The sequence below is a fragment of the Polaribacter sargassicola genome, from assembly GCF_021991835.1.
Classification (GTDB): Bacteria; Bacteroidota; Bacteroidia; order Flavobacteriales; family Flavobacteriaceae; genus Polaribacter; species Polaribacter sargassicola.
Genome location: NZ_JAHDAU010000008.1, coordinates 112,252 through 133,603, shown reverse-complemented (window position 1 = coordinate 133,603; position 21,352 = coordinate 112,252). Strand labels below are relative to the sequence as shown.

Sequence of the window (21,352 nt, the reverse complement as noted above, 5' to 3'; positions counted from 1 at the left end):
TATTAAAATCCTAGGCTTTTGCTTGGGATTTTTTTATTTGTAACAATTCACTTTAGTAACAATTCAACAAAAAACACGAACTTTGAAAACCCTAAAATAAAAGTATTATGAATAAAATATTAAATCAAACTTGTGCAATTTTTATATTCACCCTTGTTTTATTTAGTTGCAATAAACAAAAAAATAATGCTTTTAAACTAAAACAAGGAGACTTACTATTTCAAAATACAGGTACAGATGAAATAGACAATGCTATAAAAGATGTAACAGCAACTTCAGTTTCTAAAAACTATTCGCATGTTGGTATTGCAATGGAAGATGATGAAAAATGGTTTGTTATAGAAGCCATTCCTAAAAAAGGCATTAGTAAAACTCCTTTAAAAGAGTTTTTAAATAGGCATAAAAATAAGTACAACAAATCGCAAACTACAGTTGCAAGATTAGATAAAGTTTATCAACCTTACATTTCTAAAGCAATTGATTACGGAATTGAAAGATTAAATATACCATATGATGCTGTTTTTTTGTGGGATGATAATTCCTATTACTGTTCAGAATTAGTTTATAAAATGTTTTCTTATCAAGATTTAAAGGTTGATATTCCGTTTGCTACACATCCAATGACTTTTAATGATAAAACCGGTAAACCAATGGTTAGTTGGGTTAATTATTATAAAAAATATAATCAGCCAATTCCAGAAGGAGTTGAAGGGACAAACCCTAACTTAATGGCTAGTAGTCCTTACATTACATTTATACATGATTATGAAAATGAATAAAGAATAGTCTGTGTCATAAAAATTGCAAAAAAATAGTAACTTTAAATCAAATTAAAAAATCATAAAAAATGAAGGTTACAGCAGAAAAAAATGAAAAAGTTGCTAATATGATTTTTGCATCTATTTATCCTCATTATTGGAATAGATTAGAAAAGAATGGTAGAACAAAAGAAGAGTTTCATCAAGTATTAGAATGGTTAACGGGTTTTAATGAAGCTAAAATAGCATCTCTTATAGAAGAAAAAGTAACTTTTAGAGAGTTTTTTAAGCAAGCAAAAATGCATCCAAATGCAGATATGATTAAAGGCGTTGTTTGTGGTTATAGAATTGAAGAAATTGAAGATGAGTTCGAAGTTTACAAGCAATGCAGACAAATGGAAAAACTTGTTGATGAATTAGCAAAAGGTAGAAAAATGGAAAAGATATTACGCTCTTAAATATTAGATTGTTTTTTCTTTTTCAATTTATTTAATTATTTACCTTGCAACAAAAATTGAAAAATGCCAAAAAATCCTGAATTAGAACTTGCTTTAAACTTTATAGAAAAAACAGATAGAAATCTTTTTATTACCGGTAAAGCAGGTACAGGAAAAACTACTTTTTTACATCAAATAAAAAAAGAATCATTAAAAAGAATGGTTATTGTTGCGCCAACTGGTGTCGCAGCAATTAATGCAAAAGGTGTTACTATTCATTCTTTTTTTCAGATGCCTTTTGGTCCTATTTTACCAGATCAAATAGCAAATACAAACCAACAGCGTAAGTTTTCTAAAACAAAAATTGATATTATAAAATCGTTAGATTTGGTAATTATTGATGAGATTTCTATGGTTCGTGCAGATTTGTTAGATGGTATAGATCAAGTAATGCGTCGTTACAAAAACCGAAACAAAGTATTTGGTGGTGCACAAGTTTTAATGATTGGAGATTTGCAACAATTAGCACCCGTAGTTAGGCCAAATGAGTGGAGTTTATTACAACAACATTACAATACAGCTTACTTTTTTAGCAGTAAAGCATACCAAGAAGCCAATGTGGTTTCTATAGAATTAAAACATATTTATCGTCAGAAAAACGAAGATTTTATTACCATTTTAAATGAAATAAGAACAGATACGTTATCAGAAAAATCTGCAGAAATATTAAATAAAAGTTATAACCCTTCTTTTTCTCCTACAAAAGATGATGGTTATATTACATTAACAACACACAATAATAGAGCAAATTTAATTAACAATTCTGAGCTGAATAAACTTAAAAATAAAAGCTATTATTTTAACGCAGAAGTATCTGGTAAGTTTAATGAAAACTCGTATCCAAATTCAGAAAAATTAGAGTTAAAAATTGGTGCACAAGTAATGTTCATTAAAAATGATTCATCACCAGAAAAAAGATATTACAACGGGAAAATAGGAATTGTAACCGATATTTCATCAGAAAATGTAACCGTACAATGTGCCAATGAAATTGACGAAATTGTTACCGAAAAAGAAACTTGGGAAAACATAAATTATTCTATTAACGAAGAAACTAAAGAAATAAAAGAAGATATTTCTGGTTCTTTTTCTCAGATTCCGTTACGCTTAGCTTGGGCAATTACAATTCATAAAAGCCAAGGTTTAACTTTTGAAAAAGCAATTATAGATGCAGAAGCTTCTTTTGCGCATGGACAAACGTATGTTGCTTTAAGTAGATGTACTTCTTTAGAAGGTTTGGTTTTAAAAACCCCAATTACTAGCAATGCTATTATTAATGATAGAACTGTAAGCGTTTTTAATGAAAGTGTAGAAGAAAATCATCCGGATGAAAGTGTTTTAAACGATTCTGAGAAAAAATTTCAATTAAATTTAATGGCAGAATTATTCGATTATCAACCTTTTTTGTATCCAACTTCTAGATTAATTGACATTTTTTACAAAAATAAAACAAGTATAAAAGGTGATGTTATAGATCATTTACAAACTATAAAAGATGATGGCGTTGTTGCTTTAATGAAAGTTGCTAACAGTTTTAAAAACCAGTTAAACAATATTTCTGAGAATAGTATTTTACCAGAAAATAGTTCTCAAATTCAAGAACGTTTTACAAAAGCTGTAGATTATTTTTTAAATCAGACTAAAAACAACATTTTAAAACCTTTAAATACAATTGAGTTTTCTTCGGATAACAAAGCTGTAAAGAAAGATTTTACTACTCAGTTTGATGCTTTACAAGAAAAATTGTTAGAAAAGTTATTTGCTTTAAACAAAATGACGAATGGTTTTAAGGTGCAAGAATATTTAAAAGTAAGAGCTAATGCTGTTTTACAAAAATCTGCACCAACTACTAAAAAGAAAAAATTGTCTACTAGAAAAGATCCTATTTTAGCTTTAAAGTTACGCGAATTAAGAGATGAAATTAGAATTGCAGAAAATATTCCTGCATTTCAAATTTTTACACAAGAAACTTTATATGCTATTTGCGATGCTTTGCCAAGAACAGAAAAAGAACTGTTAAAGGTCAAAGGAATGGGAAAAGTACGTTTTTCTAAATACGGAGAAGAAATATTAGAGGTTATAGAAAAATATTGCAAAGAAAACGGAATTAATAAACAAAACGAACAAAAAAAAGAAGACAAAAAATCAACTAAACAAATTACATTAGAGCTCTTTAAATCTGGACTTTCTATTAAAGAAATTGCCAAAGAACGTAGTTTAACAACTGGAACTATAGAGAGTCATTTGGCAAGTTATATTCCGTCTGGAGATGTTGATATTTTAGAATTAATTCCGCTAGAAAAATATAAAAAACTGATAAATCAAATAGAAGAAACTGAATTTAAAAGCTTAACAGAACTAAAAGAAAAAGTAGATAAATCTTTTAGTTATATGGAGTTACGTATGGCTTTGTTGTCAATGGAAAATTAATTTCAAAAAAAAATAAAATTAAGCGCAAGTTTTTTTAAAAAATTACGTCTAAATAAATGTGATAAGAGACATCTTATCATTTTTCTTTTTCATAGCAATTTTCCCACTTCTAATTTAGGAGTGGGTTTTTTATTAAAAAAATAATTTCATAACTTTAAAACATCAACTAAAAATATCAATTATGAAATTAGGTGCATTTTCTAACAGTTTAGCAGTAAAAGACATTCATAAATCTAAAGCATTTTATGAAAAATTGGGGTTTTCTGTGTTTGCAGGCGAAATAGAGAAGAATTATCTTATTATGAAAAATGGGAATGCCTTAATTGGTTTGTTTCAAGGAATGTTTGAAAATAATATTATGACTTTTAATCCTGGTTGGGATGAAAGTGCCAATAAATTGGAAGAATTTGATGATGTTAGAACGATACAAAAGCACTTGAAAAAAGAAGGTGAAACCTTGGTTTCTGAAGCAGATGAAACAACATCGGGACCTGCAAGTTTTGTAGTTTTAGATCCTGATGGAAATACTATTTTAATTGATCAACATGTTTAGTTATTAAAGAGAAATTTTTGAGTTCTCATTTCGAAATGAGCTTTTTCAGCGATTGAGAATTCTCAAAATGTATATAAAAAGAGATTCCTCCTCATTCTTCCTTCGGAATGACATTTGAAAAAAATAATACTAATGATTTTTTACTTCAAATCCTTTAACATTAATTGAATAGATTTATGTCCATTCCATTCGTTTTCATCTAAGGCATAAACAATATCAAAATCATTTTTAACAAATTCCATTTTTTCGCCTAAGCCAAAACCAATAGAATTAAATGTTTTTTTATTATCACCTTGAAAAACACTTAATTTTAAATGTGTTTTATCTGCACCAACTTGTTTTCCGTAACCATTGTCTCTTACGCAAGTACTTTTAAAAACAGGTTTCATATTCATGGGGCCAAAAGGTGCCATTTGTTGAATAATTCTAAAAAACTTAGGTGTAATTTCTGATAAATCAATTTCTGCATCGATAGAAATTTCTGGAGTTAGCAACTCTTTATCTATAGTTGTTTTTACTACTTCTTCGAATTTATTTTTAAATTTCTCGTAATTTTCTGGCAATAAAGTTAAACCAGCAGCATATTTATGTCCGCCAAATTGCTCTATAAATTCTTCACATGCATGTAAAGCATTGTAAACATCAAAACCTTTTACAGAACGCGCAGAAGCTGCTAATTTATCGCCACTTTTAGTAAAAACTAAAGTAGGTCTGTAATATTTTTCTATTAATCTAGAAGCTACAATACCAATAACACCTTTGTGCCAATCTTCTTGATAAACTACTGATGTAAAACGGTTTTCTTCTTCGTTATCAATTATTTGAATAATAGCTTCATCAGTAATTTTTTTGTCTAAATCTTTTCTATCTGCATTAAAAATTTCTATAGCAGCAGCAAAATCTACTGCTGCATCAAAATCCATTTCAGTTAATAATTCAACAGCATAATTACCATGTTTCATTCTTCCGGCTGCATTTATTCTTGGAGCAATTGTAAAAACAACATCTGTAATTGTAAGTTCTGTTTTTTTAGATTGATGAATAATTGCTTTAATTCCGTTTCTAGGATTTTTGTTAATTACTTGCAATCCATAATACGCCAAAACTCTATTTTCTCCATTCATTGGTACAATATCTGCTGCTATTGCAGTAGCAACTAAATCTAAATACGGAATAAAATCTTTTATAGTTTGATTTCTTTTAGAGCCTAAAGCCTGAATCAATTTAAAACCAACACCACAACCGCAAAGCTCATCAAAAGGATAATTACAATCTTCTCTTTTAGCATTTAAAACTGCTATTGCTTTGGGTATTTCATCTCCAGGTTTATGATGGTCACAAATAATAAAATCGATATTTTTTTCGGTTGCATAAGCAACTTTATCAATGGCTTTTATACCACAATCTAAGGCTATAATTAAAGAGAAATCATTGTCTTGCGCAAAGTCGATTCCTATAAAAGATACACCGTAACCTTCTGCATATCTATCAGGAATATAAGTTGCAATATTTGGGTGAATGGTCTTTAAATAAGAAGAAACCAAAGAAACTGCTGTTGTTCCATCTACATCATAATCACCGTAAATTAAAATATTCTCGTTATTGGCAATTGCTTTTTCTATCCTTTCAACAGCCAAATCCATATCTTTCATCAAAAAAGGATTGTGAATATCTTCTAAACTAGGGCGAAAATATTTTTTAGCATCATTAAAAGTTTCAATATTTCTTTGGCAAAGAATAGTAGCTAATGTTTTATTAATTTGTAATTCTTTGGCTAGTTTTTCTACTTTTTCATTTGCAGGTGTTGGTTTTAAAGTCCATCTCATAGTAGTTTTTACGATTACATTTCTGTTTTATGTAAGTGAATTTCTGTTTCAACTTCTGCAAATTGACGAAACATTTCCATAACTCCACAATATTTAGTTACAGATAAATTTACTGCTTTTTGTATTTTTTCTGGTTGTAAATTACTGTCTGTAAAATGATAATCTACTTTTACTTTGTTGTAATATTTTGGGTGTTCATCTGTTAATTCGGCAGTAACTTCAATTTTAAAATCTGCTACTTCTGCACGCATTTTAGTTAATAGAGAAACTACATCTAAACCAGAGCAACCTGCTAAAGAAGATAACATTAAAGCTTTTGGGGCAAAACCGACTGTGTCTCCGTTATCTTGAGATTTATCAAACATTGTAAATTTATGTCCGCTAGGGTTGTCTGTTTCAAATAGAGACTTTTCTGTCCAAACTGTTGTAACTATATTTTTAACCATTATATATTTTTTTTAAATTAAGTGTTGTTAAGCTATTCTTACAAAAATAACAAAACGAGTATTAGTTATTCGTTAAAAAGAATAGAATGTTTTTAGTGAAAAAGCGTTTTATACTCCAAAAAGTGATAATAATGGATTTTTTTAAGACTTTATTGCCTTTAGGGTAATTGTCTATATTTTTATATTTTATTGCATAATTATTGCAATTTAATCTATTTTGTTAATGTTTTTTGCTGTTTTGTTTAGTTTTTTGCATTTATTATGGTTTTTTTAAGTAATTTTATGCAAAATATTAATCAATAAAAATGTTTTCATGATAAAAAAACTTTTTTTTTCGGTTTCTGTTTTCTTATTGTTTACTATGGGGCTTTTAGCTCAAGAAATTAATGTAAAAGGTAAGGTTACAGATGCTTCAGGAGTGTTACCAGGTGTAAGTGTATTAATTAAAGGTACATCAAAAGGTACAAGTACAGATTTTGATGGAATGTATTCTATTAAAGTTAAAAAAGGTGAAACAATAGTTTTTTCCTCTCTCGGTTTTAAGACTAAAGAAATTGTAGCAAGTGCTACTATTTTAAATGTTACATTAGAAGAAGATTCTAGTGTTTTAGATGAGGTTGTTGTGACCTCTTTTGGTGTTAAAAGACAAAAAAAATCTTTAGGTTATGCGGCACAAGCATTAAAATCTGAAGAACTTTTAGAGGGTAACCAAAATAATATGGTTAATTCTTTACAAGGTAAAGTATCTGGTGTTACAATAACAAGTTCTGGTGGAGCGCCAGGATCTTCTTCTGTAATTATGATTCGTGGAGGTACTTCTATAACAGGTAATAATCAGCCTCTTATGATTGTAGATGGTTTGCCAATAGATAACTCTACAGACTCAAGTTCAGAAGTTGCTAGTACAAATAGAGCATCAGACTTAAATCCAGAAGATATTGAAAGTATTACAGTGCTTAAAGGGCCAGCTGCAGCAGCATTATATGGTATTCAGGCAGCAGAAGGAGCAGTAATAATTACTACTAAAAAAGGAAAAGAAGGTGTAAGTAAAGTGTTTGTTTCTTCATCTCTTTCTGTAGACAATGTAATGGGTACTCCAGATATTCAACAAGTATACGGTCAAGGAGAACAAATTGTTCAAACAGATGGTAGTGTTAATTATAATTTAGAAAGTCCACTTTCTTGGGGAGAAGCAATTTCTTCTGGTACAAAAACATATAACCATATAAAAGATTTTTATAAAACAGGAGTTTCTCAAAACTACTTTGCAAGTTATACAGGTGGTAATGCTAAAGGGAATACTTATTTTTCTTTAGGAAATTTAAATAATGAAGGAGTAATACCTACTACTTCTTACAAAAAAACTACTTTTAGAATTACACAAAATTCTAAACTTTCAGATAAGCTTACATTATCTATATTAGGTAATTATATAAGAACTAATATTAACAGTACGCGTCAAGGAAATGCTACAGGAGGAAGTATTACAAGTTTATTAAATTATCCTTCTAATGTTGATATTAAAGATTATATTGATGTAGATGGTACTCAAAAACAATTTTATACAGGGCAACAGTTTGATAATGTTTATTGGAGTTTAGAAAATAGCCCTAATACAAATGAGTTAAACAGATTTATTGGTTCTATCGGTTTAGATTATGCTATTAATGCTAACTTAAACCTATCTTATAAGTTTGGTGCAGATATTTATGATCAACATAGTAAAAGAGTAACAGCAAATGGATCTTTAAATGAATCTAGAAGTGAGGGATATATTTCTCAGTACGAAAGATTATATAAAAAATATACCTCAAACTTTATAGCAACTTATACAAAAGCCTTATCAGAAGATTTTGAATTAAATTTATTGGCAGGTAATACTATAGAAGATAGTAATGTTAGAACAGATTATTTAACAGGTAATGGGTTTTTAGCTCCTGGTATTTATAATATAAGTAACGTTTCATCAGAAAATCAAACAATTTTAGAGCGTATTGCTAGAAAAAGAAATGTTGGTGTGTTCGGAGAAATTAAAGTAGGATATAAAAATGCGTTATATTTAAATGTTACAGGTAGAAACGATTGGTCTTCTACACTTCCTTCTAAGAGTAGATCTTTCTTTTATCCTTCTGTTGGTGCATCTGCTGTTCTTACAGATTTATTTGATATTAAATCAGAAAACAATGGTTTAAGTTATTTAAAATTAAGAAGTACTTGGGCGCAAGTTGGTAAAGATGCTCCTATTGGTCAATTAGAGAGTTATTTAGTTACTCAAATTAATGGGTTAGGTAGTACAGGTTATGCATATAATGGAGTAGATGTTGGTAATGCGGCTTTAGAACCAGAATTTACAAATAGTTGGGAGTTTGGTTTTGATTCTAGTTTTTTAAATGATAGATTAAGTTTTAATGCTACTTATTATAAGAGTATTTCAGATAATCAAATATTAACAGATATACGTGTTCCACCAACAGCAGGTACTTTTTATGCCACTTTAAACGGTGGAGAAATAGAAAACGAAGGTATAGAGGCTTTGTTATCTATTAAATTAATGCCAATTTCATCTGAGTTACAATGGGATGTAAACTTTAACTTTGGTAGTAATGTTACCACTGTAGTAGATTTACCAGGAGAAATTAATGAGGTTTATTTATCTGATTCGTGGACTTTCTTAAACTCTGCTGCAGGTGCAGGAGTTTTAGATGCTTCTTTATTTTCACTTAGAGGAAAAAGAGCAATAAAAAATGAAAATGGAGAAGTTTTAATTGGTGATAATGGATACCCAACACTAACAGATGAAACTTATGCAGATATAGACAGACAACCAGATTTTACATTAGGTATTTCTAGTACATTAAGATATAAAAACTTTGGATTATCATTTTTATTAGATATTGTAGAAGGTAATACAGTTTATAACGCTACAGCATCAGCCTTAGCTTATTACGGTGTAGGTGCTACAACTTTAGATAGAGGAGAAACAACAATTATATCTGGTGTAAAAGCAGATGGAACACCAAATGATATTGCAGTAACAAAAAACCAAGAATATTATCAAAATTATTATGCTTTAAATTCAGAAAATTTTGTTGAAGATGGTTCTTATACTCGTTTAAGATATGTTAGTTTAAACTATAGATTAGGTCAAGGTTTATTAGATCGTCTACCAATTTCTAATTTAGAAATTTCTTTAACGGGTAGAAATCTATTAACATTTACAAATTATAGTGGTGTAGATCCAGAGATTAATGCTTTTGGTGGTGGAGTTCCTGGAGCAGGGTCTGTAGGTGTTGATAACCTAGGTACACCAAATACTAAAGGTTTTGATATCGGTCTTAAATTAACTTTTTAAAATATAAAAAATGAAACATTTAAAATATACAATTTTTATACTATTAGTTAGTATAGTGTTTTTATCATGTTCCGATGACTATTTTGATGTAAATAGTTCAGAAACAGCGCCAACAACACAATCGTTAGACCCACAATACCGTATAAAAGGAGCCATAGAAAATATGTTTACGGGTGTTATTTATAGAGGTAGTAGAGAGGTTTTGGGTATTACACAACACGGAGCTCAAAATGTAGCTAATTATTACTCAGAAACTTGGAGTAGTTATTTAACTACAGGGAGTTACTTTTTATGGCAAAACGCATATGTATATTCTTTACCAAATACAGCAGATTTAATTGTTTTAGGAGAAAAACATAATTCGCCAAACTTTATAGCTGTAGGTAAAATTTTAAGAGCATATGGTTTTGGTACTACAACAGACCAATACGGAGATATTGTTTTTACAGAAACTTATGATGGAGTATCGTCATTAAATTTAACTCCAAAATTTGAAACTCAAGAAGCCGTTTATCAAGGTATTTTAGAAATGTTAGATGAGGCAATTGAGCAAATTAACGAGCCAAGTGATATTGAATTAAATGCAAATGGTGGTGATGTTTTTTATAATGGAAATAAAGAACAATGGATTAGATTAGCTTATGCTTTAAAGGCGCGTTATTTAAATCACTTAAGTAAAAAGAGTTCTGGCGACATGGCTTATGATGCAGATGCAATTATAGAAGCTTGTTCTTTAGCATTACAATCTAATGCAGATAATGCTTTTAGATCTTATGGTGGAGGTGAAGCAGAAAATGATCGTCAACCATTTTCTGTAGGAGGTTATGGAAGCTCTAGGGTAGATTACTTTTCACACTTTTTTGTAGAGTTATTAAAAAATTCACTAAATCTAGATTCTCCTTATGAAGATCCTCGTCTTAAAATTATTGTGCCAGAAGCGGTAAACGGAGGTTATCAAGGTGTAAAAATTGGTGAAGGTCCGTTGCCAGATAATGCAACTGGTGGAGACAATTATTCTGTAGGAAATGGTGGTTTTTACACAAGTCCAACAGCGCCAACTTACATGATGACTTATAGTGAGGTTAAATATATAGAAGCAGAAGCTAGATTAAGAAAAGGAGATAACACAGGAGCTTATACGGCTTTAAAAGCGGGGGTTGAAGCAGATTTTGAAAAAGCAGAAGCAACAGCATCTGAAACAGCTGCTTATTTAGCTAAAATGGATGAAGAAATAGGTGTATCTGGTATAACATTATCCCATATAATGATTCAGAAATATATAACATTACTTTTTGATCCAGAAACATGGGTTGATATGAGAAGAATGGATTATAGTGATGAAATTTACCCAGGATTAGAAAGACCTGTAAATGTGAATTTAACTATTTTCCCGGGAGAAGATGATTGGATTCAAGCAATGATGTATGAGTATAATGAAGAAGATAGAAATTATGAAAACATGCCAGATAATACTGCAAGTGTTAGATTAACAACACCACTGTGGTGGAATGTAGAAGAATAAAATTATTGTATTTGTTTTTTATTTATTAAAAACCCAGTGGAAGTTAGTTAATTTCTACTGGGTTTTGTTTTAGTAATTTTAATTTGGTGTTTCTTTAAAACCTAAATCTTTAGTGGCATTTTTAACTTTAAAAAGAAAATCTTTACCTGGATCTGTTTTTTTAGTTCTGTAGCCTTTATCTTTTTCTAACCATAGTTTATGGTTTTCAAAATTAGTATATTCATAATGTCCAATAACATAATCAATATCGTATTTATTTTTTAGGTATTTAACAAGCCAAATGTTAGCTTTTAGTTGTTTTTCTGTTAAAGGAATATCGGTTGTTCCACCTACATTTTCTATACCAATTGCACAATGGTTTAACCCAATAACATGTCTTGCCATATAATTTTCTGGCATTAATCTATAAATAGTTCCGTCAAGATCAATCATAAATTGTGATGAAACATTTAATTGACTGGCAGTATTAATTTTGGTTCTGTGGCTTCCTATTTTTGTGTTTACAAAAGCTTTAAAAGAATTTTCTAGTGTAGGTATTGCTGTCCAATGTATTACAATCATCTTAGGATCAATTATTGGAGAATCTTGTACAATACCATAATGAGATTTCATGTAATCTAAAGTTAATTGTTCTCTTAATTCTCCAAATTCTATTGGTTTATCTATAATTTTAGGTTCTTTATTGCATGATATAATACCAAGTAATAATAGAAAATATAGTTTTGTTTTCATAATTAATAGATTTAGATTATTTGTTAATAGCGTTAACTAAGAAGTCTAATTGTTCTTTTGTATGATTTGCATTTAAAACTATTCTATTAAATTTTTTAGAACTCGTTGCATAGTAAAAAGAAGTAATTAGAATGTTTTTATCTAATAAAATTTGTTCTATTTTTTCATCAGAATGAAAGAAAACAGGATATGATTTATCAATAGATATTAAAGAATTTCCTTTTAATTTTTCAAAAACATAATCAATATTATTTTTAAGTTTTACTAATTGTTTTTTATAGATTTCTTGTGCGCTTAAAAATACTTCTAAAAAAGCCGGACTCATACCTGCACAACCAATAAAAAGATTGTCTTTTTTAATAAGGTTTATAAAACTTAAATCTCCAGCAATAACACCACCATTAATTCCGAATGCCTTACCCAAAGAAGAGGTAATAATTACTTTTAGGTTTTTCTTTTTAGGAATTAAGTTTGAAACTCCATTTCCATTATCTCCTAATATGCCTAAACTGTGAGATTCATCAATTACTAAATAAATAGTATTAGAAGGATCTATTTCTTCTAAGAAATTTAAAGAAAAAGGTTTTGTTTCAAATGCGGCAATACCGTCTAAAAGAATACTAATTTTCTTGTTTTTTATAGATTTTAACTCCTTATTTATTTCCAAGTTTTCAAAAATAGGAAATGCATTTTCAGGTAAAATTGCAGGATGAGTTTTGGGCATAAAATAAAAAGCATCTACAAGATTTTTTAATGCTTTAATTGTAAAATGACCAGCCAAAGTTCCTGAAGAAACACTAACACTAGTTTCTGTATTTAAAAAATTGGCCAAATAAATTTCAGCTTTTTCATAAATAGATAATTTTATATTTGCGTTTCTAGAACTGCCGTAAGAAGTTCCCCATTTTTTAATTGCTTTTGCAACTAATTCTTGAAAATCTGTTAATGCACCAACGCCTAAATAAGAAGTTCCGCTAAAATATAAATACTCTTTTCGGTTTAAAAATGCAGTTGTGTTGGGGGTTTTGTCTAATTGCATAATTATAATAAAGAAGCTCCAATTCCATTTCTATCAGCATAAGAAATTACTCCGTCTTTTATTGTAATTCCTTCTGCAATATCTTTTTTAAGAAGTAAACCTCCGTCCATATCTACATAATCTAAAAGAGGTAAAAGGTGTGCAATTGCAGAAATACCAATTGTAGATTCTGTCATACAACCTACCATGGTTTTCATGCCTAAAGATTTTGCCTTTTCTAGCATTCTTTTTCCGGGTGTTAAACCACCACATTTTGTGAGTTTTACATTTACACCATGAAATAAGCCTGCACATTTTTCTACATCACTTTCTATAATACAACTTTCATCGGCTATAATTGGCAAAGCAGAATTTTTGTATAGTTTTTTAGCGCCTTCAATATCATTTGCTTTTAAAGGTTGCTCTAAAAACTCTACACCTAATTCTTTTAATTTGTAAGAGTTTTCAATTGCTTCATCAGCCGTCCATCCACAATTAGCATCAATTCTAAAAATTGCATCAGAATGTTTTCTAAGCTCCGTTACAATTTCTATATCGTTTTTGGTTCCTAATTTTATTTTATAAATTGGCCAAGGTAATTCTTGCATTTTAGCAACCATTTTTTCTACAGAATCTATACCAATGGTATAATCTGTCATAGGATTTTTATTGATATTAAAACCCCAAACTTCGTATAACTTTTTGTTTTGTTTGCGTGCATTTAAATCATTAAAAGCCATGTCTAAAGCACATAAAGCAAACATGTTTTCTGTAAATAAAGGTTTTAGTTTTGCCCAAAAATCAGCAGGTTTTTCTTCTGATAAAGATTTTATAAAAGATAAGTTTTTTTGGATGATAGCCATCATGTTATCAACAGTAATGTTGTAATAAGGGTTAGAAGTTGCTTCACCAAAACCACTAATATTATCATCAATTAATTCCACTACTAAAGAAGGTTGAAAATCGTGAGATTCTCTAGAAATAGTAAATGTATGTTTTAATTCTAGGTTAAAAGAATGTAGTTTAATTTCCATTTATAAAAGTTATATTTATCGTAAAGTTATAAAATTAGATTATGATATTTTATTAAAAATATAAAAATATCTAATTAGTAATACCTCTAGAGTTAGAACAGATTTTGTTTACAATTTTTGAGGCAAAAATGTGATACGAAATCCGTTTATCTATCTTAAATATTAACGTTATGTAAGGTTAAATTTATTTAATATCTGTCTTAAAAAGGATCTTTTTTATTTAATACTTTAATGATAGATAAAGAAATAGAATCTATTTTCTTTTTTGAGTTTTTAATTTCAGTATTGATAAGTTTTTTATCTGAAACCATATCAGAAGTTGTTTCAAAAGATTTTAAATACCAATCTTTCCAAGCTGTAATTATTTTTATTTGTGTTGATAAAGAATCTCCTTTACTTAAAGCAATTGTACTTTGCTTTAATTCTTCGTTTAAACGATTTATGGCAGATTTTTCTAAGTCTTTTAAAATAGATTTAGCTGTATTTTCATCAGCATTTAAAAGTGTATAAGCCGCTATTAAAGCAGTAGTTCCTACATTTTTTAATGTGCTTTTAGAAACTTTATCAATTCGATCATTATCTGTATGATAAAACTGATCTGTAAAATGCCAAAATAAAACACTAGGTATGTTTTCTCTTAAAAAAGGAACGTGATCGCTACCTCCTTCAAACGGATTTGTATTTACAATCCAATTAAATTTTTTGCCTTGTTCTTTAAATTTATCAATTAAAAAATCATTTAAATAATGTGGTTTCATTTGCTCTAAACTCATCTTAGAACCACCCCATTCTGTATGCTTGTCATTTCCGCGAGTCCAAATAGCACTAGGATCTGGCATTTTTTCAATTAAAAAAGTACCTCCGGTTTTTTCGGTGTCTTCACCAACCATATCTAAAGAAATTCCCCATTTAATGTCTTTTGCTCTAATAGAATCTTCTTGTACATATCTTCTGGTAGATACAATTTCGTCTCCCCATAAAAAAGTTAAAGTTCTTTTTGGTTGATATCTTCTTTCTTGAATATATTTTGATGTTAAACAAGCCATTTCTAAAGCAACACCTACTCCAGTAGCATTATCATTTGCGCCAGGTTCTTGTACATGAGCACTAAAAACTAAACGTTCTTTTGGTTTTTCACTTCCTTTAATATCGGCAATAATTGTTAATTCTTCTGATGGATAAATATTGGTTTCAATTTTTACATTTAAAATCGTTTTTCCTTTTGCTATAGATTTTTTTAGTTGCTCTTTTGCAGCATAAGACAATGCAATTGTCCAAGGCTTATTTACGGTGTCTAAAGGTATAGAACGAAACTGAATAGAAGTTGTGTTTTTTTCTGGTTGTAAATAATCAGGATTATTATACGTCATAATCCCTGCTGCTTTTCCTTCAATAATAGCAGCTTTAAATATTCTGTAAGGACTTGTTTCTGCAAAAACTATTTTTCCTTTTATATTTATGTTAGAAATGTTTTTAAGATCTTTTATGTAAACTACTTCTGCAGTAATTCCTTCTTTAGGAGTGCTGTAAGAGTTTAAAGCAATCATATTTCTATTAGTTGTGTGTTGCAATAAAGGTTCTTTTTCTTTGTTTATAGTAACCGTTGCATCAACAGATTCCCATGTGGGTTTTATAAGAGGCCTTTTTTCAATTCTGTACGTTAAAATATCTCTTTCTGTAGCATTTTTTTCTAAAACATAACCTGCATTTTCGAGTTCTTCAGCTATTTTATAAATACTTTTATTAAAGCCATTATTACCTACAACTCGCCAATATTTTTCTACAAAAGAAGTTGTTTTGTAAGCTAAATTACCTGTAAAATCTTTATTTATTTCATTAGAGTAATTGTTTTTAGATAATTTTAGAGGCTGTTTATTGGTGCAATTTGTAAGTACTAATAGACATAGGAAAAAAAGAATTCTTTTTTTAAACATAATAAGGATTGATTTATATTTTAAAAGTAATATTTTTTATGGAGTTATTATTAAAATCTACTTTTAGAATATAAATTATTAAAACAAAAAAAGCTTTGATAATTTATCAAAGCTTCTTTTTTTTCAAAAAAATACTATTTGTTTATTTTAAATCAAATCTATCTGCATTCATAACTTTTGTCCATGCTTTTACAAAATCATTTATAAACTTTTCTTTATTATCATCTTGAGCATAAATTTCTGAATAAGAACGTAAAATAGAGTTAGAGCCAAAAACTAAATCCATTCGTGTAGCAGTCCATTTTACAGTTCCTGTTTTACGGTCTCTAATTTCATATAATCCGTTTTCTATAGGTTTCCATGTGTTACCCATATCAGTTAAGTTTACAAAGAAATCATTTGTTAAAGCACCAATTTTATCAGTAAAAACACCATGTTTAGTATTGTCGTAATTTGTACCTAACATTCTCATTCCTCCTACTAGAACTGTCATTTCTGGAGCAGTTAAGCCCATTAATTGAGTTCGGTCTAACATTAATTCTTCTGGGCTAACTACATAATCTTTTTTAACCCAATTACGATATCCGTCAGCCAAAGGCTCTAAAGGAGCAAAAGAATCAGCATCTGTCATTTCATCTGTAGCGTCACCTCTTCCTGGAGTAAACGGAACCGTAGTGTTGAAACCAGCAGCTTTAATAGCTTGTTCTATACCTACATTACCAGCTAAAACAATGGTATCTGCAATACTAATATTAAATTCTGCAGCAATTGGCTCTAAAACAGACAATACATATGCTAAACGTTTTGGTTCGTTACCTTCCCAATCTTTTTGTGGTGCTAAACGAATACGAGCTCCGTTTGCTCCACCACGCATATCAGATCCACGGTATGTACGAGCACTGTCCCAAGCAGTATTTACCATTTCTGAAATAGACAAACCAGATGATGCTATTTTTGCTTTTACTGCTTCTACATCATAATCAGTTTTTCCTGCCGGCACAGGGTCTTGCCAAATTAAATCTTCTTTAGGAGCATCAGGTCCAAAATAATTTTCTTTTGGTCCCATATCTCTGTGTGTTAATTTAAACCATGCACGAGCAAAAGTTTCAGAGAAATACTCTTGGTCATTCATAAACTTTAATGAAATTTCTCTATAAATAGGGTCTACTTTCATTGCCATATCTGCATCCGTCATCATAGGGTTGTGACGAATACTTGCATCTTCTACATCTACAGGTTTATCTTCATCTTTAATTGATACAGGTTCCCATTGTAAAGCTCCTGCAGGACTCTTAACAGATTCCCATTCATGATTAAATAACATTTCGAAAAATCCTCCATCCCATTTTGTTGGGTTTGTTGTCCAAGCACCTTCAAGACCACTTGTTACTGTGTAACGTCCTTTACCAGAGTTACTTGGGTTTGTCCATCCTAAACCTTGTTCTTCTACATTAGCAGCTTCTGGTTCTGGTCCTAAAAGACCAGCATCTCCATTACCGTGAGTTTTACCAACTGTATGTCCACCTGCGGTTAAAGCAACTGTTTCTTCATCATTCATTGCCATACGAGCAAAAGTTTCTCTAATATGTGCAGCTGTTTTTAAAGGGTCTTGTTTTCCGTTAACACCTTCTGGGTTTACGTAAATTAATCCCATTTGCACTGCAGCTAAAGGATTTTCCATTGTTGATGGACTTTCTACATCATCATAACGTTCATCACTAGGAGCTAACCATTCTTTTTCAGAACCCCAATATGTGTCTTTTTCTGGATGCCAAATATCTTTACGTCCAAAAGCAAAACCATATGTTTTTAAGCCCATACTTTCATAAGCAATTGTACCAGCTAATGCTATTAAATCGGCCCAACTAACTTTGTTTCCATATTTCTTTTTAATAGGCCATAATAAGCGTTTCGCTTTATCTAAACTAACGTTGTCTGGCCAAGAGTTTAAAGGAGCAAAACGAATATTACCAGATCCTGCACCACCACGTCCATCAGAAATACGGTAAGATCCTGCAGAGTGCCAAGAAAGTCTAATAAACAAACCGCCATAATGACCCCAATCTGCAGGCCACCAATCTTGACTGTCTGTCATTAAAGCATGCATGTCTTTCTTTAATGATTCTATATCTAATTTTTTTAATTCTTCATGATAATCAAACTCTTCTCCTAAAGGATTTGTTTTAGTATCGTGTTGGTGTAAAATATCTAAATTAAGTGCATTAGGCCACCACTCCATAACAGTATCTTTATTAGAAGTATTTGCGCCATGCATTACAGGGCATTTTCCTGAAGAAGATGTGCTATTTGATTGTTCTTCATTTTCTTTAGAAATTGGAGATGCCTGATCTTGTTGAGCTTGATGATATGGGCATTTGCTTTCATCGTTAGATGAATTTGTGTGTTTTTGATTTTCCATTTTTATAAGATATATGAGATTGTATGTTTAATTTTATTTTACAAATCTATTCTTTTTGTTCTTCGATTGATCAATAATATAATTCTCTTGTTTTATAATCGAATAGTAATTATCTATTAAAAATAAATTTACATAGTTTTTTTATATTATTGTAAAAATTTATTTAAATTAAAAAAGTATAAGATTTGAGTTTTGTTTATTAATGTGTTAATTTTTAGGTATCTAAAATAGTGATTTTATCGCAAAAAAGAAAAAATATTAACTATTTGATGAAAATTTAACCTAAGAATTTAACCGATGTTAATAATTTATCAAAGAGGTTTAAAGGAGTTAAAAAAATAAAAGTAAAAAAGGAATAATATTGCTTGCTTTTTAAGGAAGCTTATGTTGTAGCTTCTTTAAAAATTTCTCTTACAGCAATTTCATAAGCTTTTTTGTTACTTGCTTTTTTAATTTTCTTATATGTTTTATGAGGATTAGAAAAACTTTGAGAAAAATATTCCCAAAAGCCTAACATTTTCATTTTAATTGGTGTTGGACCAGAAAGAGCTGCATCATATTCTTGATAAATACGATCGTGAAAATCATTAAATAAGTGAAATCTGTTTTTAGGATATTCAGTAGTGTTTTTTTTAATCATACTTGGTAAAAAAGGATCTGCAATTAATCCTCTACCAATCATCCAATGATCTATAGAAGGAAAACGTTCTTGTAGTTTTTTAAAAGCGGCAACAGAAGTTATATCTCCGTTGTAATACATTTTATGTTTTGTATTATCTAAACATTTTTGAAAAGCATCTAAATCTGTTCCTCCTTTATAAAGTTGCTTTCCTATTCTTGCATGGATGGCAATGTTTTTTAATGGATATTTGTCTAAAATAGGTAAAACATCTAAAATTTCTTCCGGATTGTCATAACCCATTCTCATTTTCATAGAAACTAAAATATCAGATTCGTTATGAATTTTATGAAGAATGCTATTTATTTTTTCAGCATCATTTATTAAACCAGAACCCATGCCGCGTTTTGCAACCATTGGATAAGGGCAACCTAAATTCCAATTTAACTCTTTGTAACCTAACTCTTGCACATATTTAGAAACAAACAAAAACTCATCAACATCATTGGTTATTACTTGTGGAATAACTTCTAAATCAGTATTGTTTTCTGCTATAATGTCTTTTTGATAGGAATTTTTGATCACAAATTTACCATTCAACCTAATATACGGAGAGTAGAAAGTGTCTATACCACCAAAGAAATGATTAAAAGCGTTTCTAAATTTATAATCGGTAAAACCTTGTAAAGGAGAAGATAAAAGTGTCTGATTCATAAATAATAAAGTTATGCAAATATAGCATACTTTTAATGAGTTTTATAGTTGTTTATGTACTACAAAAAGAATCGTTATTTTATAAAATATACATTTATAAAGTAGTTAATGTAAAGCTTATAATTCGTTTTTAAACATGTTTTTTAAATCATTAGAATATGTAGGGTAGGTAAAAATCATTTTTTTAAATTCATCTGCCGTCATGTTATTGTTAATTGCAGTTGCAAAAATATTGATGGTTTCTGAGGCTTGAGCACTTAATAAATGAGCTCCAATAATTTCTTTTGTTCTTTTATTTATAATGATTTTATATGCATAAGTATCAGCATTTTCTTTTTTAGCGCTATACCATTCTTTTGCATCACCTTTGTAAACAATTATGTCTTTGTATCTGTTTTTGGCTTCGTTTTCTGAATAACCAACACTTGCCAAATTAGGATTTGTAAAAACTACAGATGGTACTAAAGGATCTGTAAATTTCTTTGTATTGCTGTTAACAATATTATTGCCAACAATATAACCTTGTAAACCAGAAAGCGGTGTTAATGGTAAAGATTTGCTAGAAACATCACCACAAGCATATACGTTTTTGTTGGTTTTGCTATTTAAAAAATTATCAACAATTACGCCTGTCTTATCAGCATTAATACCTGCTTTTTTTAAGTTTAATAATTCTATTGCCGGAACTCTACCAGAAGTATTTATAATTTTTCTAGCTTTTATAGATTTCGTTTTTCCTTCAGTTTTAAAGGTAATTTTTTTATTCTTTTTTAGTTTTTGTACAGATTTAATAGTTGCATCAAAAATAAATTCTACACCATTTTTTTCTAAATCTTCTACTAATTTACTCGTTAAAAAATTATCAAACAGAGAAAGAGCATTGCTACCTTTATCAATCATGGTAACTTTACAACCTAGAGTTGATAATAAATAGCAGAACTCCATACCAACATAACCAGAACCAATAAAAATTGCAGATTTAGGTATTTTTTTCAGCTTAAGAATATCATCACTTGTTTCAAGAAATTCTGCGCCATCAAAAGATAATTTTCTAGGAACTAAACCAGATGCAATTACAAATTTATCTGCAGTAATTTTTTTGCCTTCAACTGTAATTTCATTTTTTGTAATGAATTTTGGAGATTGATGATATAGATCAATTTCTAATTCGGTTAAATTTTCTTCGGTAGCTTTAGGAATTCTATTTGTGTAATTCGATTTGAATTCTTGAATTTTTCCCCAGTTTATTTTAGGTATTTTTTTTACACCTAAACCTTTTAATTGTTTTGATTTTTTTACTAAATCAGCAAATTGTAATAAGATTTTTTTAGGATCGCAACCTCTATTAGAACAAGTACCGCCAAATTCTCTTTTATCTGCAATTGCAACTTTAAGGTTGTTTTTTGCACAAACTTTGGCAGCTGTTTGTCCTGCAACTCCACTTCCAATTACAAAAACATCATAATGTTTAGATTCCATAATTTTTTGATTTTTATCA

15 protein-coding genes are annotated in these 21,352 nt (G+C 29.4%); 6 read left to right on the top strand and 9 right to left on the bottom strand.

What is annotated here, in order from left to right:
* The first annotated feature begins 107 nt into the window (after window positions 1-107).
* The 4 genes from KI686_RS13255 to KI686_RS13240 all read left to right on the top strand — a co-directional run bounded on the left by KI686_RS13255 (window position 108) and on the right by KI686_RS13240 (window position 4,238).
* Window positions 108-779, top strand: a complete 672-nt coding sequence (locus tag KI686_RS13255) for a YiiX/YebB-like N1pC/P60 family cysteine hydrolase (RefSeq protein WP_237589806.1) — start codon at window positions 108-110, stop codon at window positions 777-779.
* Between the two features lie 68 nt (window positions 780-847).
* Window positions 848-1,216, top strand: a complete 369-nt coding sequence (locus tag KI686_RS13250; RefSeq protein ID WP_237589805.1) for a DUF2200 domain-containing protein — start codon at window positions 848-850, stop codon at window positions 1,214-1,216.
* A gap of 63 nt (window positions 1,217-1,279) precedes the next feature.
* The gene (locus KI686_RS13245; protein ID WP_237589804.1) at window positions 1,280-3,685 is read left to right on the top strand and encodes a helix-turn-helix domain-containing protein; all 2,406 of its coding nucleotides are present in this window, start codon (window positions 1,280-1,282) and stop codon (window positions 3,683-3,685) included.
* A gap of 181 nt (window positions 3,686-3,866) precedes the next feature.
* Entirely contained in the window at window positions 3,867-4,238 is a 372-nt protein-coding gene (locus KI686_RS13240) for a VOC family protein (protein WP_237589803.1), read from the top strand.
* A 140-nt stretch (window positions 4,239-4,378) separates the two neighbouring features.
* Here the strand turns inward: KI686_RS13240 and recJ are convergent, their stop codons facing one another.
* On the bottom strand, window positions 4,379-6,064 hold the full coding sequence (recJ, locus tag KI686_RS13235; RefSeq protein WP_237589802.1) for a single-stranded-DNA-specific exonuclease RecJ: 1,686 nt from the start codon (window positions 6,062-6,064) through the stop codon (window positions 4,379-4,381).
* Between the two features lie 14 nt (window positions 6,065-6,078).
* Window positions 6,079-6,510 (bottom strand): OsmC family protein, encoded by a 432-nt coding sequence (locus tag KI686_RS13230; protein WP_237589801.1) that lies wholly within the window; start codon window positions 6,508-6,510, stop codon window positions 6,079-6,081.
* 313 nt (window positions 6,511-6,823) lie between these two features.
* Here KI686_RS13230 and KI686_RS13225 point away from each other — a divergent pair, with 313 nt between their 5' ends.
* Window positions 6,824-9,862: a SusC/RagA family TonB-linked outer membrane protein gene (locus KI686_RS13225; protein ID WP_237589800.1), complete on the top strand. Its 3,039-nt coding sequence runs from the start codon at window positions 6,824-6,826 to the stop codon at window positions 9,860-9,862.
* A 10-nt stretch (window positions 9,863-9,872) separates the two neighbouring features.
* Complete coding sequence (locus KI686_RS13220; protein WP_237589799.1) at window positions 9,873-11,384, top strand: SusD/RagB family nutrient-binding outer membrane lipoprotein; 1,512 nt, start codon at window positions 9,873-9,875, stop codon at window positions 11,382-11,384.
* A 78-nt stretch (window positions 11,385-11,462) separates the two neighbouring features.
* On the opposite strand, the gene KI686_RS13215 is transcribed toward KI686_RS13220, so the two are convergent.
* From KI686_RS13215 to KI686_RS13185, 7 genes are all read right to left on the bottom strand, one after another.
* Window positions 11,463-12,116, bottom strand: a complete 654-nt coding sequence (locus tag KI686_RS13215) for an N-acetylmuramoyl-L-alanine amidase (RefSeq protein ID WP_237589798.1) — start codon at window positions 12,114-12,116, stop codon at window positions 11,463-11,465.
* A 16-nt stretch (window positions 12,117-12,132) separates the two neighbouring features.
* A complete protein-coding gene (locus KI686_RS13210; RefSeq protein ID WP_237589797.1) occupies window positions 12,133-13,155 on the bottom strand; it encodes an aminotransferase class I/II-fold pyridoxal phosphate-dependent enzyme in 1,023 nt (340 codons plus the stop codon).
* Between the two features lie 2 nt (window positions 13,156-13,157).
* Window positions 13,158-14,168 (bottom strand): dipeptide epimerase, encoded by a 1,011-nt coding sequence (locus KI686_RS13205; protein WP_237589796.1) that lies wholly within the window; start codon window positions 14,166-14,168, stop codon window positions 13,158-13,160.
* Between the two features lie 200 nt (window positions 14,169-14,368).
* Window positions 14,369-16,102 (bottom strand): M28 family peptidase, encoded by a 1,734-nt coding sequence (locus KI686_RS13200; protein WP_237589795.1) that lies wholly within the window; start codon window positions 16,100-16,102, stop codon window positions 14,369-14,371.
* Between the two features lie 142 nt (window positions 16,103-16,244).
* A complete protein-coding gene (gene katG / locus KI686_RS13195; RefSeq protein ID WP_262913999.1) occupies window positions 16,245-18,521 on the bottom strand; it encodes a catalase/peroxidase HPI in 2,277 nt (758 codons plus the stop codon).
* Window positions 18,522-18,903: 382 nt separating this feature from the next.
* The gene (locus KI686_RS13190) at window positions 18,904-19,854 is read right to left on the bottom strand and encodes a tRNA-dihydrouridine synthase family protein (protein WP_237589794.1); all 951 of its coding nucleotides are present in this window, start codon (window positions 19,852-19,854) and stop codon (window positions 18,904-18,906) included.
* Between the two features lie 117 nt (window positions 19,855-19,971).
* Entirely contained in the window at window positions 19,972-21,333 is a 1,362-nt protein-coding gene (locus KI686_RS13185) for a dihydrolipoyl dehydrogenase family protein (RefSeq protein WP_237589793.1), read from the bottom strand.
* Window positions 21,334-21,352 lie beyond the last annotated feature (19 nt).